This window comes from Variovorax sp. CCNWLW225 (genome assembly GCF_037204045.1).
GTDB lineage: Bacteria > Pseudomonadota > Gammaproteobacteria > Burkholderiales > Burkholderiaceae_C > Variovorax.
The window spans coordinates 82,542-98,246 of the sequence record NZ_JBBCBV010000006.1; the positions used below are offsets into that span (position 1 = coordinate 82,542).

Genomic DNA, 15,705 nt, shown 5'->3' on the forward strand with positions numbered 1-15,705 from the left:
AGGTCACCGCCGAGGAGATCGCCGCCAACCAGGCCGCCGACGATGCCGTCTTCACCGAGCACGCCGCCCAGCAGGTCACCGCCGAGGAGATCGCCGCCAACCAGGCCGCCGACGATGCCGTCTTCACCGAGCACGCCGCCCAGCAGGTCGCCGCCGAGGAGGTCTCCACCGACCAGGCCGCCGACGATGCCGTCTTCACCGAGCACGCCGCCCAGCAGGTCGCCGCCGAGGAGGTCGCCACCAAGCAGGCCACCCACGAGGCCGTCGTCGCCCAGGAGGCCGCCGACAATGCCCTCTTCTCCCAGCAAGCCGCCAAGCAAGCCGTCTCCGCCGAGGACGCCGCCCAGCAAGCCGTCGTCGCCAAGCAGGCCGCCCACCACGCCCTCGTCGCCGAGCACGCCGCCGAGGAGGCCGTCTTCGGCAAGGAGGCTGCCCAGCGGGCCGGTACCACCCAGCAGGCCATCGTCGCCGAGCAGGCCGCCCACCACGCCTTCGCTGCCGAGAACGCCGCCCAGCAAGCCGTTGTCGCCCAGCACACCGTCGGTGAGGCCACCGAGCAGGCCGTCTTCACCGCCCAGCAGCCCGCCGAGCGGACTGCCTTCGATCAGGCCGCCAACCACGCCGTTCGCCCCGAGCAGGTTGTCGACCACGCCCTCCTGTCCCAGCAATCCGCCGGTCAGGCCTTCGCTGCCGAGCAGGCCGGCCAAGGTGCCTTCTCCGCCGAGCAGGCCACCCACCAAGCCGTCCCCCAGCAGACCGCCCACCAGGCCGTCGCCGCCGAGCACACCACCCAGCAGGCCCTCATCGCCCAGCGGTCCGCCGAGCACGCCGCCCAGCAAGCCGTCATCGCCGAGCAGGCCACCTGCGAGGCCGTCTTCGCCCAGCACGTTGTTCAGCAGGCCGCCCACAGCGCTGTCTTCTCCGATGAGATTGCCCAAGGCACCGTCTTCTGCGAGAAGGCCCCCCACGAGGCCGTCCTCGCTCACCAGAGTCTGGAGCAGGCTGCCGTCGCCGAGAACGCCTTCGACCACGTTGCCAAGCGCGCCGCCGTCGCCGACGAGGTCTTCAAGAACACCGTCCAGGCCCAGGGCCGTGGTTGCGCCGCTGAGGATGCCGTTTTCGCCCACGAGATTGTCGAGACCGTTCTGGAGAGCGTCTGTGACGTGGTCGACCTGGCCCACCACCGAATCGAGAGCGCCTTCGCCCAGAAGGGCGCTGGCAATGGGGCCTGCCACGCCGCCCAAGCCGTCGACAACGGTTTCGGCGAAATCGTCGACCGGGTCGAGTTGGTTCGGATCGTTGCGCGTGAAGTTCTCGCCGAGCAACGGGGAGACCAGGTCATCGACGAGGTCGGTTGTGCTGTCGATCACACCCGGCACCGGGTTGAGAGAACCACCGAGGCCCAAGTTGCCGTCTGTCGTGCCGACTGCGCCTTCAAGGAGGTTGTCGCCCGGGTTGAGGAGGCCATTGCCGTCGGCATCGGAGTCCGAGTCTGCGTCTGCATCGGCGTCTGCATCGGCGTCTGCATCGGCATCGGCGTCAGCGTCGGCATCGGCATCGGCATCGGCATCGGCATCGGCATCGGCGTCAGCGTCGGCATCGGCATCGGCGTCAGCGTCAGCGTCAGCGTCGGCATCGGCATCGGCATCGGCATCGGCATCGGCATCGGCATCGGCGTCGGCGTCGGCGTCGGCGTCGGCGTCAGCATCGGCATCGGCATCGGCATCGGCGTCAGCGTCGGCGTCACCGTCCGCATCTGCATCCGCGTCGGCGTCCGCATCCGCGTCGGCATCCGTCTCACCCGCACCGACGAAGAACGGAATCGTTCCACCATCGCCGCCGCCGCCACCGCCGAGTGCGGCACCCAGGCCGGCGGCGCCCAGTGCGCCCAGCGCGAATTCGCCCAGGCCGAGGCCGCCGCCTGCGGCAACCTTCTTGGTGACGGCCAGCGCGGCCGCATCGGCATCGCTGTCGGGAGGGGTCACCTGCAGGTCGCCCGAGGCGACATCCACGTTCACTTGTTCGAGGCCGCCGGGCAGCTTGGTCGAGCCGATGGTGGCGTCGGTACCGCCGGTGAAGACGCCGGCCAGCGGCGCCTTGTTGGTGGCCGAGCCGGGGAACAGCACGTTGGCCTGGCCGCCTTCGGGAACGATCACGCGGTCGCCCGCCATCAGTGTCTGGTTGCCGTCCACCGGAATACGGACGCCTTCGCGCATCACGGCAACGCCCGGCGTAGCATTGGACAATGTGCCGATGCCGGCAGGTGCCGCGCTTGCGGCAGGCGCCATCGAGCTGGCTGCGGCGGGGGCGCCGAGCGGCATGCTGGTGGCTTGGGCGATGACCACGGGAGCCACGCCACTGGCGGCGAGTCCTTCGGTCGAAACGGTCGATGCTTGGGGTGCGTTCATGGTTGGCCTCTGTGACAAAAGATGCATGTACAGGGGCAACTGGCGTGCCAAATCGTTAACAGATGTTCGCCGCAGCATCACAAACGATGCAAGTCTTTGATTTACATGACAATTTTTTTAATTTCCGGGTCAAGAGGTCCGGCCAAAAACAGCCCTCGCGGGGGTGTTTTGGCCGTTCGTTACGTAACGATGTAACGTCGTGCTACCGGAACATCCGGCGTGTTCCGGGACCATTCACACGCGGATCTCCCCACCTTTTTCTTCTCCTTCTCGGCTCCCTCATATAGATATGTTCAATCCCTCCCAGGAAGACGTGCGCCGCTTTTTCTGCGACGTGTATGCGAAGCACCGGCAAGGCTTGCCGATGGAAGCCCTCGAAACGATTGCCGCGGGATGGATCGACGCGCACCCCGAATACCACGAGGACCTGGCCGATGCCGACGCGGCGGTGGCGCGCGTGTACGACGGCGCGAACGGGCGCGAGAACCCGTTCCTGCACCTGTCGATGCATCTTTCGATCAGCGAGCAATGCTCGATCGACCAGCCGCGCGGAATCCGCCAGGCTGTCGAGCTGTTGGCGGCGCGCCGCGGCTCATTGCTCGATGCGCACCATGAGGCGATGGAATGCCTCGGGCAGATGATGTGGGAGAGCCAGCGCGCCGGACGGCCGCCTGATGGCGATGGCTACGTGGCCTGCGTGCAGCGCCGCGCAACCAAGGACTAGCCGGCCTTTCGGGCTGGCAGCGCCCCCTGCTGCTTCGCGCCTTCACGCAGCAGGGCCGCCATGGCGCCTCGCAGGGCGGAAGGCTCGGCCTCGCTGCGCAGCAGCAGGCCCACGGGCTCATCGGTGCCGGCGGTTTCGATGCGCAGCCTGACCAGGCGCGCGTCGGCCAGTTCCCCGCGCGCGGCGCCAAGGGGGGTGATCCACACCGCATCGGAAACCGCCAGCAGGCCGCGCGCCACCGCCACGTCGAGCGTCTGCAGCGCGTTGGCGGGCAGCGCCAGGCCGCGCGCGGACAAGAAACTTTCGGTGTTGTGGCGGGGGATCGTGCCCTCGCCGTACACCACGAGCGGATAGTCGAGCACCGCCTGCACCGACACCGCCCGGGCGGGCCGCACCGCGAGCGGATGGCCCGCGCGCACGGCAAACACCAGCGGCTCCGTGTAGAGCAGCTCGAAGCTGAGCCCGCCCATCAGGCGCGGGTCGCTCATGCGGCCGACTACCAAGTCGAGCTCGCCGGCGCGCAGTTCATCGAGCAACACCGGGTTGGCCGCAGTCTTCACCACCACCTGGACCGCGGGCCAGCGCTCGCGAAAGCGCGCGAGCGCCATGGGCAGCAGGGCCGGCGCCACACTTGGCAGCGCGCCGATACGCAGCCGCTCGACGCGCTCGCCCGAGGCGGGCGCCACGGCCTCGGCGCTGGCGTCGAGCGCCTCGAGCACGCGCAGCGCATGAGCCAGCAGTTGCTCGCCGGCGGGCGCGAGCCCCTGCACGCCGCGCCGGCCGGCCTTGCTGCGCTCGACCAGGCGCGTGCCAACGATGGATTCAAGCTCGGAGAGCGTCTTGGAAACCGCCGGCTGGCTCAGCGAAAGCCGCTCGGCGGCGCGCGCCAGATGGCGCTCCTGCGCCACCGCGACAAGGCAGCGCAGGTGGCGCAACTGCACGTTGCGCACGAAATCCTGGCGAAGGTCGGCGGTGTTTTTCAATTACCGTTGGTTATTCAGAACGAATCAATCTTCAATTTACATCATCGGACGGGACTTCTAAAGTCCGGGTTCCGGATTCGATCCGTCCCCACGACAGGAGACAACGACATGTTGACCAACACAAAGGCCAAGACCCCCTCGGCCATCCTCACGCCGCGCGACTGGGAAGCCCATCCCTCCTACGTCTACCCCGGCTACAAGTCCACCGTGAAGCGCGGCCCGCAAAAGCCGCTGGTGCCGCTGAAGGCCTCGCTGGGCGAGCTGCAGCAGCCGGTCTATGGCCACGACAGCATCGGCGAGTTCGACCATGACCTGACGCGCAACGCGCGCAAGAACGGCGAGCCGCTGGGCGAACGCATGATCCTGACCGGCCAGGTGCTCGACGAGCGCCGCCGCCCGGTCGCCAACACGCTGGTGGAGCTGTGGCAGGCCAACGCCTCGGGCCGCTACGTGCACAAGGTCGACCAGCACGACGCGCCGCTCGACCCCAACTTTCTGGGCGCGGGCCGCTGCCTGACCGACAGCGAGGGCCGCTACCGCTTTCTCACCATCAAGCCCGGGGCGTACCCGTGGGGCAACCATCCGAACGCCTGGCGTCCGCAGCACATCCACCTGTCGCTGTTCGGCCAGAGCTTTGCGAGCCGCCTGGTCACGCAGATGTACTTTCCCGGCGACCCGCTGCTGCAGTACGACCCGATGATCACCGGCACGCCCGAGCGCTACCGCAACCGCCTCATCGCCGATTTCAGCCTCGACATCACCGAAGAGGGCTACGCGCTGGGCTACCAGTTCGACATCGTGCTGCGCGGCGCCGACGAAACGCCGTTCGAGAACCGCTGAAAGGATTTCCCATGCCATTGATGACCGCCCAGGAAGCCGACTTCGGCCAGACCCCCTCCCAGACCGTGGGCCCCTACTTCGCCTACGGCCTCACGGCCACGCAGTACGGCTACGACTTCAACCAGCCCTTCGACGCCACCGTGGCGCTGGACAATGCCGCGGGCGAGCGCATTCGCCTCGAAGGCCGTGTGCTCGACGGCGACGGCAACCCGATCGGCGACGCGCTGGTCGAAATCAGCCAGGCGGACGGCGAAGGCCGCTATCCGCAAACCCCGGCCGAGGCGCGCGAAATGGGCTTTCGCGCCTTCGGACGCGCCGGCACCGGCACCGATCCGCAGAACCGCTTCGTGTTCCACACGGTGAAGCCGGGCGCTGAAACGCCGGGCGAAGCCCCGCACATCAACGTGATCGTGCTGATGCGCGGCCTGCTGCTGCATGCGTTCACGCGCGTGTATTTCAGCGACGAGGCCGAGGCGAACGCAAAAGACGCGGTGCTGGCCAGCGTGCCGGCCGAGCGCCGCCACACGCTGGTTGCCGAGCGCGTGGAGCGCGGCGGCGCGGTGAGCTACCGCATCGACATCCGCATGCAGGGCGCCGACGAAACGGTGTTCTTCGACGTCTGACTGCGGGGAAACCCGCAGGCACAAAAAAGCCCGCTCGAAGCGGGCTTTTTCTCGTGCGCGGCAGGCAACTCTGCGTTGCTGCCGGGGCCTTGGCTGGTTACTCGCCGCCGCTGCGGTGCAGGCGCGATTCAGGCACCGTCTTGAGTTCGCCCGGCAGCGTGCTGATGTAGTTGGCGAGCGTCTTGAGTTCGGCGTTGGTGAACTTCTTGGGCTCGACCTGCTGCGCCATGACCGCGTTCGAACGGCCCAGGTGCAGGTTGTTCTTGACGCGGTACGACTTGAGCGCGACGAAGAGGTAATCGGCATGCTGGCCAGCCAGCTTGGGCACCGTGCCGTCGTTCGGCGTGTTGAAGTTGGCGCCGTGGCACTTGGTGCAGCTGTTGTCCTTGTCGCGGGACACCAGGGCCTGGATGTTCTCAGGCATGGGCTTGGCCGTTGCGGCCGGGGGCGCGTCGCCTTCCTTCAGGCCCAACTGGCTGTAGTAGGCGGCAATGTCGGCAATGTCCTGCTCGCTCAGGCTGTCGGCAATGGCGCGCATGGTGGGGTGCTTGCGGTCGCCGCCCTTGTAGGCGGTGAGCGCGGCAGAGATGTAGCTGGCGCTCTGGCCGGCAATCATCGGTACCTTGTGGATCTCCGGAAAGCTGGCCTGGTAGCCAATGATGCCGTGGCAGCCCACGCACATTGCCACCTTCTTGGAACCGTCCTGGGCCTTGCCCGTGACTTGCTGGGCTTGCGCCGAGACCGTCACGCAAGCGACAGCGAAGGCAAACATCGTGGTCAACAACTTGTTCATTTTGCGCGCACAATCTCGTGGAGATACAGTTTTTCGAATCAACATTCGATTATATGCAAGGGTCTTCCAAGACCCCCGGCAAGCCGCCCAAGAGGTTGCGCGAAGCGAATCGAGTGTGTTCTTTTCTCCACCCTGCCTCCTCCACTTGCTTCCCGTTCACTCATGAAATTCAAGGGCTCAGACAATTACGTTGCCACCCAGGACCTGATGCTGGCCGTCAATGCCGCCATCACCCTCAAGCGCCCGCTGCTCGTCAAGGGCGAGCCCGGCACCGGCAAGACCATGCTGGCGGAGGAAGTGGCCGAATCGCTAGGGCTGCCGCTCCTGCAGTGGCACATCAAGTCGACCACCAAGGCGCAGCAGGGCCTGTATGAATACGACGCGGTGAGCCGCCTGCGCGACTCGCAGCTCAAGGACGTGGACGGCGGCGAGCGCGTCAAGGACATCCAGAACTACATCGTCAAGGGCGTGCTCTGGCAGGCCTTCACGGCCGACCAGCCGGTGGCGCTTCTCATCGACGAGATCGACAAGGCCGACATCGAGTTTCCGAACGACCTGCTGCGCGAGATCGACCGCATGGAGTTCTACTGCTACGAAACGCGCGAACTCATCCGCGCCAAGCACCGGCCGGTGGTGTTCATCACCTCCAACAACGAGAAGGAGCTGCCCGACGCCTTTTTGCGCCGCTGCTTCTTCCACTACATCAAGTTCCCCGACGCCGAGACGATGAAGCACATCGTCGCCGTGCACTTCCCCGGCCTGAAGCAAGAGCTGCTCACGGCTGCGATGAAGACCTTCTACGACGTGCGCAACCTGCCGGGCCTGAAGAAGAAGCCCTCCACCTCGGAGCTGCTCGACTGGCTCAAGCTGCTGGTGGCCGAGGACATTCCGCTCGAAGCCCTGCAAAGCAAGGACGACAAGGTTGCGGTGCCGCCCCTTGTGGGCGCGCTGCTCAAGAACGAGCAAGACGTGACGCTGTTCGAGAAGCTCGTCTTCATGCAGCGGAACAACCGATGAGTCCCCGCCCGGCCGCTTCGAAGGGGACTCGCACCGCAGTGCGAAGCACGGAGGTTTTCTTGTGAGCCAGCAGCCGCATCCCGTCGGCCAGCTGCTCAAGCTGGGCGTTGCGCAGGCCGTGCTGTTCGTGGCCGGTGCACTGCTCGGCCGCTGGATCGGCCTCCAGCTGGGGCTCGACGCCTTCGGCGCCAACGGCTACGGCAACCGCGAGATCTTCGGCATTCTGCTGATCGGCCTGGGTGGCGGCGGCGGCGTGCAACTGGCGCGCGCGTGGTACGACCGCAAGTACGGCAAGCCGCAGCGCTGAAAAATTCAATCGAGAAGGGTGTCTGGAAGATGGCGTTCGTCGAACCTGTCACGCTGAAGGCGCGCGACCTGGCCCTGGTGCCGCTGTCGCTCGACCATGAAGAGGGCCTGCGCGCCGCCGCGGCCGACGGCGAGCTCTGGAAGCTGCGCATCACCTCCGTGCCCGAGCCGCACGAAACCCGCGCCTACATAGAAGCCGCCCTACAGGGGCGCGAAGCCGGCCACCGCTTTGCCTTTGCCGTGACCGAGGCCGGAACCGGCACCGTGCTCGGCAGCACCAGCTTTCACGACATCCTGCCGGCCGTGAAGCGGGTGGAGATCGGCTACACGTGGTATGCCACGCGCTGCCAGCGCACGCACGTCAACACCACCTGCAAGCTGCTCATGCTGACGCATGCCTTCGATACCCTCGGCTGCAACGTGGTGGGCTGGCGCACCGACAATTTCAACTTCGCTTCGCAGCAAGCCATCGAGCGGCTCGGCGCCAAGAAAGACGGCGTGATTCGCGGTCACGCCATGCGCCGCGACGGCACGATCCGCGACACGGTCATGTACAGCCTGCGCTCGGGCGAGTGGCCCGAGGTGAAGGCCCAGCTGCTCTACCTGCTCGACAAGCCGCGAAGCTGAACGAAGTTCAAGGAAAGAAAAGCCCGCCATGCTGATCGATTTCTTCTACACCCTGCGCTCGGCCAAGCTGCCGGTGTCGGTCAAGGAATACCTCACGCTGCTCGAGGCGCTGCAGGCCGATGTGGTGGGGCCCAACTCCGACGGCGCCTACGGCATCGACGACTTCTACTATCTCTCGCGCACCGCGCTCGTCAAGGACGAGAAGCACTACGACAAGTTCGACCGCGCCTTTGCCGCCTACTTCAAGGGCGTGGAAATGCTGGCCGACTTCACCAAGGAAGTGCCGCTCGACTGGCTGCGCAAGACGCTGGAACGGGAATTCACCGCCGAGGAAAAAGCCAAGATCGAGAAGATGGGCTGGGACGAGCTCATGGAAACGCTCAAGAAGCGCTTCGAAGAGCAGAAAGAGCGCCACGAGGGCGGCAACAAGTGGATCGGCACCGGCGGCACCTCGCCCTTCGGCCACGGCGGCTACAACCCCCAGGGCATTCGCATCGGCGGCGCAGGCAAGAACAAGAGCGCGGTGAAGGTGTGGGACCAGCGCGCCTACAAGGACTACGACGACAGCCAGGAGCTGGGCACGCGCAACATCAAGGTGGCGCTGCGCCGGCTGCGCAAGTTTGCGCGCGAAGGCCACGACGAAGAGCTGGACCTGGACGACACCATCCACTCCACCGCGGCCAATGCGGGCTACCTCGACATCAAGATGCGGCCGGAGCGCCACAACAACGTGAAGGTGCTGCTGCTGATGGACGTGGGCGGCACCATGGACGAGCACATCCAGCGCGTGGAAGAGCTGTTCTCGGCCGTGAAGACCGAGTTCAAGCACCTGGAGTTCTACTACTTCCACAACTGCGTGTACGACTTCATGTGGAAGAACAACAAGCGCCGCTTCTCCGAGAAGTTCGCGACCTGGGACATCCTGCGCAAGTACAACAAGGACTACAAGCTCATCTTCGTCGGCGACGCGACCATGAGCCCGTACGAAATCCTGCAGCCCGGCGGCAGCGTCGAATACAACAACGAGGAAGCCGGCGCCGAGTGGATGCAGCGCCTGACGCACGTGTTTCCGAAGTTCGCCTGGATCAACCCCGAGCCGCAAGGCGTGTGGCAATACCGCCAGAGCATTGCGGTGATGCAGCAGCTCATGTCCAACCGCATGTACCCGCTCACGCTGCGGGGCCTCGAAGAAGCAATGCGAATGCTTTCGAAGTAAGCCCGCGTGGGCGGGGCCGACCTGTTTCCGGATGCTTCCAAAGCCCACTCGCCTTGCTGTCAAAATCCGCCCATGTTCAGGGTGGTTCCAGTCTTTGCGCCGGCGTGGTTGCCGGCTTTGCTTTTTTGCGGCGTCCTGCTTTTGCAGGGGTGCAGTCTGCTGCCCAGGAAAGACGCAGCCAAGGACACCCCCTCCCCCGTGCTGGTGCGCAACGGCGACACCGCGGCTACAGCCGCTGATGAAGGCACCAAGGAAGGCGAGAAGCGCGGCCGGCGCGATGCCTTCACCGTAGATGTTCGCGGGCCCGCCGCGGTGCGCGAATACCTCTCGCTGCACCTCGACATCCAGCGCTACCGCACGCTCGACGACCTGGGCGCCACCGAGATCTCGCGGCTCATGGTGGCGGCGGAAGGCAATGCCCGCGAACTGCTCGGCACGCTGGGCTACTTCACGCCCACGCTGACGCTGGAGCTCAACGAAACGCCGGCCAGCACCAAGGCCCCGCGCGAGATCGTCATTACCGTGGCGCCCGGCGAGCTCACCCGCGTGAGCACGGTGCAGATCAGCTACGGCGGCCAGATTGCCAGCGACCCCACCGCCGAAGCCCAGCGCGATTCGATACGCACCGCCTGGGCGCTGCGGGCCGGCCAACCCTTCACGCAGCAGGGCTGGGACAACGCCAAGAACACCGCCTTGCGCAGCCTCACCGCCAAGCGCTTTCCCACCGGCAGCATCGAGGTGAGCCGCGCCGAGGTCGATGCCGACCGGCAGGAGGTGCGGCTCAGCGTCACCTACCAATCGGGGCCGGCCTACCGCTTCGGCCCGCTCGTGCTGCGCGGCGTCGAGCGCTACGACGCGGACGGCGCGCGCCGCATCGCGCAGCTTCCGACCGGCACCGACTACGACCAGCAGAAGCTGCTCGATGCCCAGCAGCGCCTGGCCAGCAGCGGTTATTACGACTCGGTGTTCCTCACGCTCGACACCGAAAGCGGCACGCCGCTGGCCGCTCCCGTGATCGCGCAATTGCGCGAAGCCCCCATGCAGAAGGTGGTGCTGGGCGCCGGCTTCACCACCGACAACGGGCCGCGGCTGTCGATCGACCACATCCACAACCGCTTGCCGCTGCTCGGCTGGCGCGCCGTGTCGCGCCTGTCGGTCGACCGGGACATCAAGTCGCTGGGCACGGAATGGAACGGCATTCCCGACGACACCGGCTGGCGCTGGTTTGCCGGCGCCGAACTCAAGAGCGAAACCTCGGGCAGCTATGTGGTCGACAGCGGCCGCGTGCGCAGCGGGCGCAACAAGTCGAGCGGCCACATCGACCGCAGCTACTTCCTGCAGTACGACTACGCGCAGAACCGCGGCACCAACGCCCCGCCCTCCGCCTCCGCCGTCACTGCCAACTGGGGCTGGACCGGCCGCTACTTCGACGACAACGCCGCGCCCACGCGCGGCTACGGCCTGGCGCTCGAGCTTGCCGCGGGCTACACGCTGACGGGCGAACAAGTGCCTTTCACGCGCACCTATGCGCGCTGGCTGGGCGTGCTGCCGCTGGGCTTTGGAAACGGACAGGACGCCGCCACGCTCGCGCGCCGCAGTCGGCTCCAGCTGCGCGCCGAAGCCGGTGCTGTGTCGGCCAAGGAAAGCGCACAGATCCCTTCCACGCTGATGTTCCTGACCGGCGGCGACACCACGGTGCGCGGCTACAGCTACCGCCAGATCGGCACCGTGCGCAGCGACGGCCAGATCGTGGCGGGCCGCTACCTGGGCGTGATGAGCCTCGAATGGCAGCGTCCCTTCGTCTACAACGACAAGCTCACCGAGTGGGAGAGCACCGTCTTCGTCGACGCGGGTGCGGTCGCCGACAAGCCCGGGGAGCTCAAGCCCAAGGTTGGCGTGGGCGTGGGTGCGCGCTGGCGCAGCCCGGTCGGGCCGGTGCAGGCCGACCTTGCCTACGGCGTGGACACGAAGAAGTTCCGCCTTCACTTCCGCCTGGGCTTTACCTTCTGACGCGGCACGCACGGATGCAGACAGACGCCGAACCCCAGCCAGACAAGGCAGCGCCGCGCGCACGGCGCTCGCGCACGCGCCGGGTGCTGCGTGGGCTGGGCTGGACCGCCGCGGGCCTGCTCGCGCTGGTGCTTGTGCTGGGCGCGGGTACCTGGTGGTGGCTCGGCTCCAACCAGTCGCTGGCATTCGCGCTTGCCAAGGCCGCGCGCTACCTGCCCGCCGGCCAGACGCTCGAAAGCCGCGACGTCACGGGCTCGCTACGCACCGGTGGGCGCATCGGCTGGCTGCGCTGGCAAAGCGAGAAATTGGCTGTGGAGGTGCACGAGGCGGACATCGGCTGGCAGCTCGCGCCACTCTTCAAGCGCAAGCTGCAACTCGGCGAAGTGCACGCGGCGCGGCTCGTCATCGAAAAGCGCGGCCCGCCGAGCGACACGCCCACCGAGCCGCTCGAGCAGCTCGCGCTACCCATCGAGGTCGACGTGCCGTTTCGCATCGACCAACTGCAGTGGAGCGGCCCGCCCGCGCTCCAGGCCAACCAGCTCGCGGGCAGCTATCGCTATACCGGCGCCGAGCATCAGCTGGAGGTCAAGGGCGTCGACATTGCCGAAGGCCACTACAGCGCGCGCGTGAAGCTGCAGGGCCCCGCGCCCATGGCGATCGACGCCACGCTGAACGGCCGCGTGAAGGCACCGCTGGCAGAAGGACGCAGCATCGACGTGCTGGCGCAAGCGGCCATCAAGGGCACGCTTGCCGGCACCGATGCGCGGCTGCAAGTCGCCGCCGAACTGAAGCCGGCCGAGCCCGCCGCGGAAGATCCGATGGAAGCGAAGCTGCAGGCCAACATCGCGCCCTGGCTTCCGCAGCCCGTCATCGACGCCAAGGCCGACCTGCGCAACGTGGATGCGGCCGCCCTGTGGCCCGGCGCGCCGCGCACGCGCCTGACGGGCACGGTCGAGCTGCAGCCCGACGCGGCCGCCGGCACATCGGCCTGGCAGGCCTCGGCCAGCATCCGCAATGCGGTGCCCGGGCCCTGGGACAAGGGCGCGCTGCCACTCGAGCAGGTGGAAGCGCGCGTGGGCTTCGACGGCACCAACTGGACCATTCCCAATGCCGTGGTGCGCGCAGGCGGCGGCCGCATCGAAGCGGAGGGCCGCTGGAGCCCCGCCCCCGCGCCATGGCAAGTGCGCGCCACGGTGCGCGGTGTGCGCGCAGGCCTGCTGCACAGCGAGCTGTCGGGCGCGCCCATCAGCGGCACGGCGACGGCGCAGCAGCGCGAAGACACCATCGGCTTCGACCTGGCACTGCGGGCCGAAGGCGGCGCCGGCAGCAAGGCGATGCCCGGCTTCGGCCTGGACCGCGCGCTTGCGCAGGGCCAATGGAAGAACCAAGTGCTCGACCTGCGCACGCTGCGCCTGGAGGCCGAAGGCGCCAGCATCGCAGGCAAGCTGCAGGTGCGCGTGGCCGAGCAGGCCGCGAGCGGCAAGCTCGACCTGACGCTTCCGGGCGGCGGTGCGCAGCTCGAAGGCCGCATCGCGCCGTCGCAGGGCGGCGGCGACATCAAGGCACGCATCGACGACGCCGACGCGGTGCAGCGCTGGATCGAGGGCCTGCCCGAAATGGCGAACGTGTTCGCCGGCAAGACGGCCAAGGGCTCCGCGCAGTTGGACGCCAGCTGGCAGGGCGGGTGGCAGACCATTCAGCGACGGCTCGAGAACCCCGGTGCGCCGGCCCAGCGCGGCGCGGTGGAACCGAGCATCAAGGCCACGCTCGGCGTGCCGCGCCTCGATCTGCACATGCCGGCGGCCAACGCCAACGCCAACGCCAACGCCAATGCCAATGCCAATGCGGCAGCCACCGCGGTTCAATTGAAGGACGTGCGTGCCACCCTCGACGGCAGCCTGGCGCAGGCCACGCTCGCGATGCAGGGCGAGGCCACCACCGGCACGCAAAGGCTCACGCTCGACGCCCGCGCGAGCGGCGGCATTGCGGGCCCCAACCATTGGCGCGCTGCCCTTGCCAGCCTGCGGCTGCAGGCCCAGGACAGCGCGCGGGTCAACACCGCGGGCACCACCGCCGCACCGTGGACCGTGGAGCTCGGCCGCGAAGTCACCGCCACCATCAGGACGAGCGGGAGCGGCACCACCAGCCGGCTCGACCTGGAGGCCTCCGCGGCCGAGGCCACGCTGCGCGGCCCGGCGCCCGGCACCGTTCGCATCGAATGGCAGCCGCTGCGCTTCACCCGCAGCGGCGCGGGGCCCAACCAGGCTTTTCGCGTGCAGTCGAAGGGCAAGCTGCAGGGCCTGCCGATGGCATGGGCCGAGGCTTTCGGCGCCAGCACCACCTTCAATGAACTGGGCGTGAGCGGCGACCTGATGTTCGACGGCGACTGGGACATCGATGCCGGCGACACGCTGCGCGCGCACGCGCGGCTCGCGCGCCAGAGCGGCGACATCCGCGTGCAGGCCGGCGAAGCGGCCTTGGTCACGCGCATCACCAGCCGCGGCACCGGCACGGCCAGCGAGCGCACGATGAACTCCGCCACCGCCGGCGCGGAGGCACCCAGCACGCCCGCCGGCCTGCGCCAGGCCGAGCTGCGGCTCGATGCGCAAGGCCAGGCCGTGCGCGCCACCCTGGCGTGGGACAGCGAGCGCGCCGGAAAGATCAATGCCGAGCTGAACACGCGCATGCAGCAGCGCGCGGACGGCTGGCAATGGGCAGCCGATGCGCCGCTGGCCGGCAACATCAAGGCCACGCTGCCCAACCTCGGCGTGTGGTCGATGCTCGCGCCGCCCGGCTGGCGCGTGGCCGGCACGCTGGATGCGGACGCTGTTCTGGCGGGCAACCGCGCGGCACCGCGCTGGAACGGCACGCTCGGCGCCGACAAGCTTGCGCTGCGCGCGCCGGTCGAAGGGCTGGACCTGCGCGACGGCCGCCTGCGCGCCTCGCTCACGGGCGAGCGAATCGAAATCACCGAATTCACGCTGAAGGGCGGCGCCGGCAGCACCGCGCGCATTGCGGGCCAGAGCGGCAACCGCAGCACGGCGGCCAGCGAAGCTGGCACCGACGGCGGCTCGCTCACCGCGCGCGGCGACATCGGCTGGGGCGCGGCCAGTTCGTCGAGCACGGGCATCCGCATGGCCCTGCAGGCCGACCTGCGCGCGCTGCGCGTGCTGGTGCGCACCGATCGGCAAGTCACGCTCTCGGGCAACCTGCAGGCGCGGCTCGACAACGGCCAGTTCAACGTGCGCGGCAAGCTCAAGACCGACCGCGCCGTCATCATCCTGCCTGACGAGACCGCACCCAGCCTGGGCTCCGACGTGGTCGTGCGCTCCGCCGCCAAGGACCGCGAGGCGGCCGAGCAGGCCCAGCGCGATGCCGCGCGCAACGAGGCGCAGGCCGCCAAGCCGCAGACGGCGAAGCCGCCCGACATCGCAGTGAACTTCGACCTGGGCGACGACTTCGCGGTGCAGGGCCGCGGCATCACGACGCGGCTCGAAGGCGATCTGGAAATCCGAAGCAACCGGCTCAATGCGCCGCCGCGCATCACCGGCGAGGTCAGGACCGTCAAGGGCCAGTACCGCGCCTACGGACAGCAGCTCGATGTGGAAACAGGCCTCGCGCGCTTCAACGGCCCGTTCGACAATCCGTCGCTCGACATCCTGGCCATTCGGCCCAACATCTCGCAGCGTGCCGGCGTGCAGATCACGGGCACCGCGCAGTCGCCGCGCGTCAAGCTCTATTCCGAGCCCGCGCTGTCGGATGCGGAAACCCTTTCGTGGGTGGTGCTGGGCCGCGCCTCGGCCACCAGCGGCGGCGAATCGGCGCTGCTGCAGCAGGCGGCTCTTGCGCTGATCGGCCATGTCAGCAAGAGCGGGAGCGGCGGCAGCCTGGCCAGCCGCTTCGGCCTGGACGAACTCGGCTTCAAGGGGCCGGGCAACGGCGGCGACCTGCGCGAGTCGGCCGTGACGCTCGGCAAGCGGCTGTCGAAGGATTTCTACCTCACCTACGAGCGCAGCGTGGGCGGCACCTTCGGCACCCTTTTCATCTTCTACGACCTGACGCAGCGGCTCACGTTGCGCGGGCAGGCCGGCCAGACGAGCGGGCTCGACCTGATCTACACGCTGAAGTACGACTGAGGTCCGGGTCTGCCGCCTTGAC

The 15,705-nt window shown here is 67.9% G+C and carries 12 protein-coding genes; 9 read left to right on the top strand and 3 right to left on the bottom strand.

Annotation, left to right across the window (positions count from 1 at the left end):
- The coding region (locus V9L20_RS13145; RefSeq protein WP_443098578.1) for a hypothetical protein at nt 1-2,216 on the bottom strand (2,216 nt) is incomplete at its 3' end.
- Nucleotides 2,217-2,697: 481 nt separating this feature from the next.
- Between V9L20_RS13145 and V9L20_RS13150 the strand changes: the two genes are divergently transcribed.
- On the top strand, nt 2,698-3,132 hold the full coding sequence (locus V9L20_RS13150) for a DUF1841 family protein (protein ID WP_126747136.1): 435 nt from the start codon (nt 2,698-2,700) through the stop codon (nt 3,130-3,132).
- Here the strand turns inward: V9L20_RS13150 and V9L20_RS13155 are convergent.
- A complete protein-coding gene (locus V9L20_RS13155) occupies nt 3,129-4,115 on the bottom strand; it encodes a LysR substrate-binding domain-containing protein (protein ID WP_337296936.1) in 987 nt (328 codons plus the stop codon). The two genes, V9L20_RS13150 and V9L20_RS13155, sit on opposite strands and share 4 nt — an antisense overlap.
- Before the next feature lie 108 nt (nt 4,116-4,223).
- Between V9L20_RS13155 and pcaH the strand changes: the two genes are divergently transcribed.
- Both pcaH and pcaG read left to right on the top strand, forming a co-directional pair.
- Nucleotides 4,224-4,955, top strand: a complete 732-nt coding sequence (pcaH, locus tag V9L20_RS13160) for a protocatechuate 3,4-dioxygenase subunit beta (protein ID WP_126747138.1) — start codon at nt 4,224-4,226, stop codon at nt 4,953-4,955.
- A gap of 11 nt (nt 4,956-4,966) precedes the next feature.
- On the top strand, nt 4,967-5,578 hold the full coding sequence (gene pcaG, locus V9L20_RS13165; protein ID WP_337296937.1) for a protocatechuate 3,4-dioxygenase subunit alpha: 612 nt from the start codon (nt 4,967-4,969) through the stop codon (nt 5,576-5,578).
- Nucleotides 5,579-5,675: 97 nt separating this feature from the next.
- Here pcaG and V9L20_RS13170 read toward each other — a convergent pair whose 3' ends face one another.
- Complete coding sequence (locus V9L20_RS13170; RefSeq protein WP_258502355.1) at nt 5,676-6,371, bottom strand: c-type cytochrome; 696 nt, start codon at nt 6,369-6,371, stop codon at nt 5,676-5,678.
- Between the two features lie 162 nt (nt 6,372-6,533).
- Between V9L20_RS13170 and V9L20_RS13175 the strand changes: the two genes are divergently transcribed.
- The 6 genes from V9L20_RS13175 to V9L20_RS13200 all read left to right on the top strand — a co-directional run bounded on the left by V9L20_RS13175 (nt 6,534) and on the right by V9L20_RS13200 (nt 15,683).
- Nucleotides 6,534-7,388: an AAA family ATPase gene (locus tag V9L20_RS13175; RefSeq protein WP_157615886.1), complete on the top strand. Its 855-nt coding sequence runs from the start codon at nt 6,534-6,536 to the stop codon at nt 7,386-7,388.
- A 61-nt stretch (nt 7,389-7,449) separates the two neighbouring features.
- Nucleotides 7,450-7,695 carry a hypothetical protein gene (locus tag V9L20_RS13180; protein WP_157615888.1) on the top strand — a complete coding sequence of 82 codons (246 nt, stop codon included), beginning with the start codon at nt 7,450-7,452 and terminating at the stop codon, nt 7,693-7,695.
- 29 nt (nt 7,696-7,724) lie between these two features.
- On the top strand, nt 7,725-8,321 hold the full coding sequence (locus V9L20_RS13185; protein ID WP_337296938.1) for a GNAT family N-acetyltransferase: 597 nt from the start codon (nt 7,725-7,727) through the stop codon (nt 8,319-8,321).
- A 28-nt stretch (nt 8,322-8,349) separates the two neighbouring features.
- Entirely contained in the window at nt 8,350-9,537 is a 1,188-nt protein-coding gene (locus tag V9L20_RS13190; protein ID WP_337296939.1) for a vWA domain-containing protein, read from the top strand.
- Nucleotides 9,538-9,609: 72 nt separating this feature from the next.
- A complete protein-coding gene (locus tag V9L20_RS13195; RefSeq protein ID WP_337296940.1) occupies nt 9,610-11,547 on the top strand; it encodes an autotransporter assembly complex protein TamA in 1,938 nt (645 codons plus the stop codon).
- A gap of 14 nt (nt 11,548-11,561) precedes the next feature.
- Nucleotides 11,562-15,683, top strand: coding sequence for a translocation/assembly module TamB domain-containing protein (locus tag V9L20_RS13200; protein ID WP_337296941.1), 4,122 nt, complete (start codon nt 11,562-11,564; stop codon nt 15,681-15,683).
- The last annotated feature ends 22 nt before the right edge of the window (nt 15,684-15,705 follow it).

Bases quoted from the DNA above. Each gene is read 5' to 3' on its own strand.
- V9L20_RS13195 (WP_337296940.1), top strand. From the start codon at position 9,610: ATGTTCAGGGTGGTTCCAGTCTTTGCGCCGGCGTGGTTGCCGGCTTTG.
- pcaH (WP_126747138.1), top strand. From the start codon at position 4,224: ATGTTGACCAACACAAAGGCCAAGACCCCCTCGGCCATCCTCACGCCG.
- V9L20_RS13150 (WP_126747136.1), top strand. From the start codon at position 2,698: ATGTTCAATCCCTCCCAGGAAGACGTGCGCCGCTTTTTCTGCGACGTG.
- V9L20_RS13170 (WP_258502355.1), bottom strand. From the start codon at position 6,371: ATGAACAAGTTGTTGACCACGATGTTTGCCTTCGCTGTCGCTTGCGTG.
- pcaG (WP_337296937.1), top strand. From the start codon at position 4,967: ATGCCATTGATGACCGCCCAGGAAGCCGACTTCGGCCAGACCCCCTCC.
- V9L20_RS13185 (WP_337296938.1), top strand. From the start codon at position 7,725: ATGGCGTTCGTCGAACCTGTCACGCTGAAGGCGCGCGACCTGGCCCTG.
- V9L20_RS13190 (WP_337296939.1), top strand. From the start codon at position 8,350: ATGCTGATCGATTTCTTCTACACCCTGCGCTCGGCCAAGCTGCCGGTG.
- V9L20_RS13175 (WP_157615886.1), top strand. From the start codon at position 6,534: ATGAAATTCAAGGGCTCAGACAATTACGTTGCCACCCAGGACCTGATG.
- V9L20_RS13200 (WP_337296941.1), top strand. From the start codon at position 11,562: ATGCAGACAGACGCCGAACCCCAGCCAGACAAGGCAGCGCCGCGCGCA.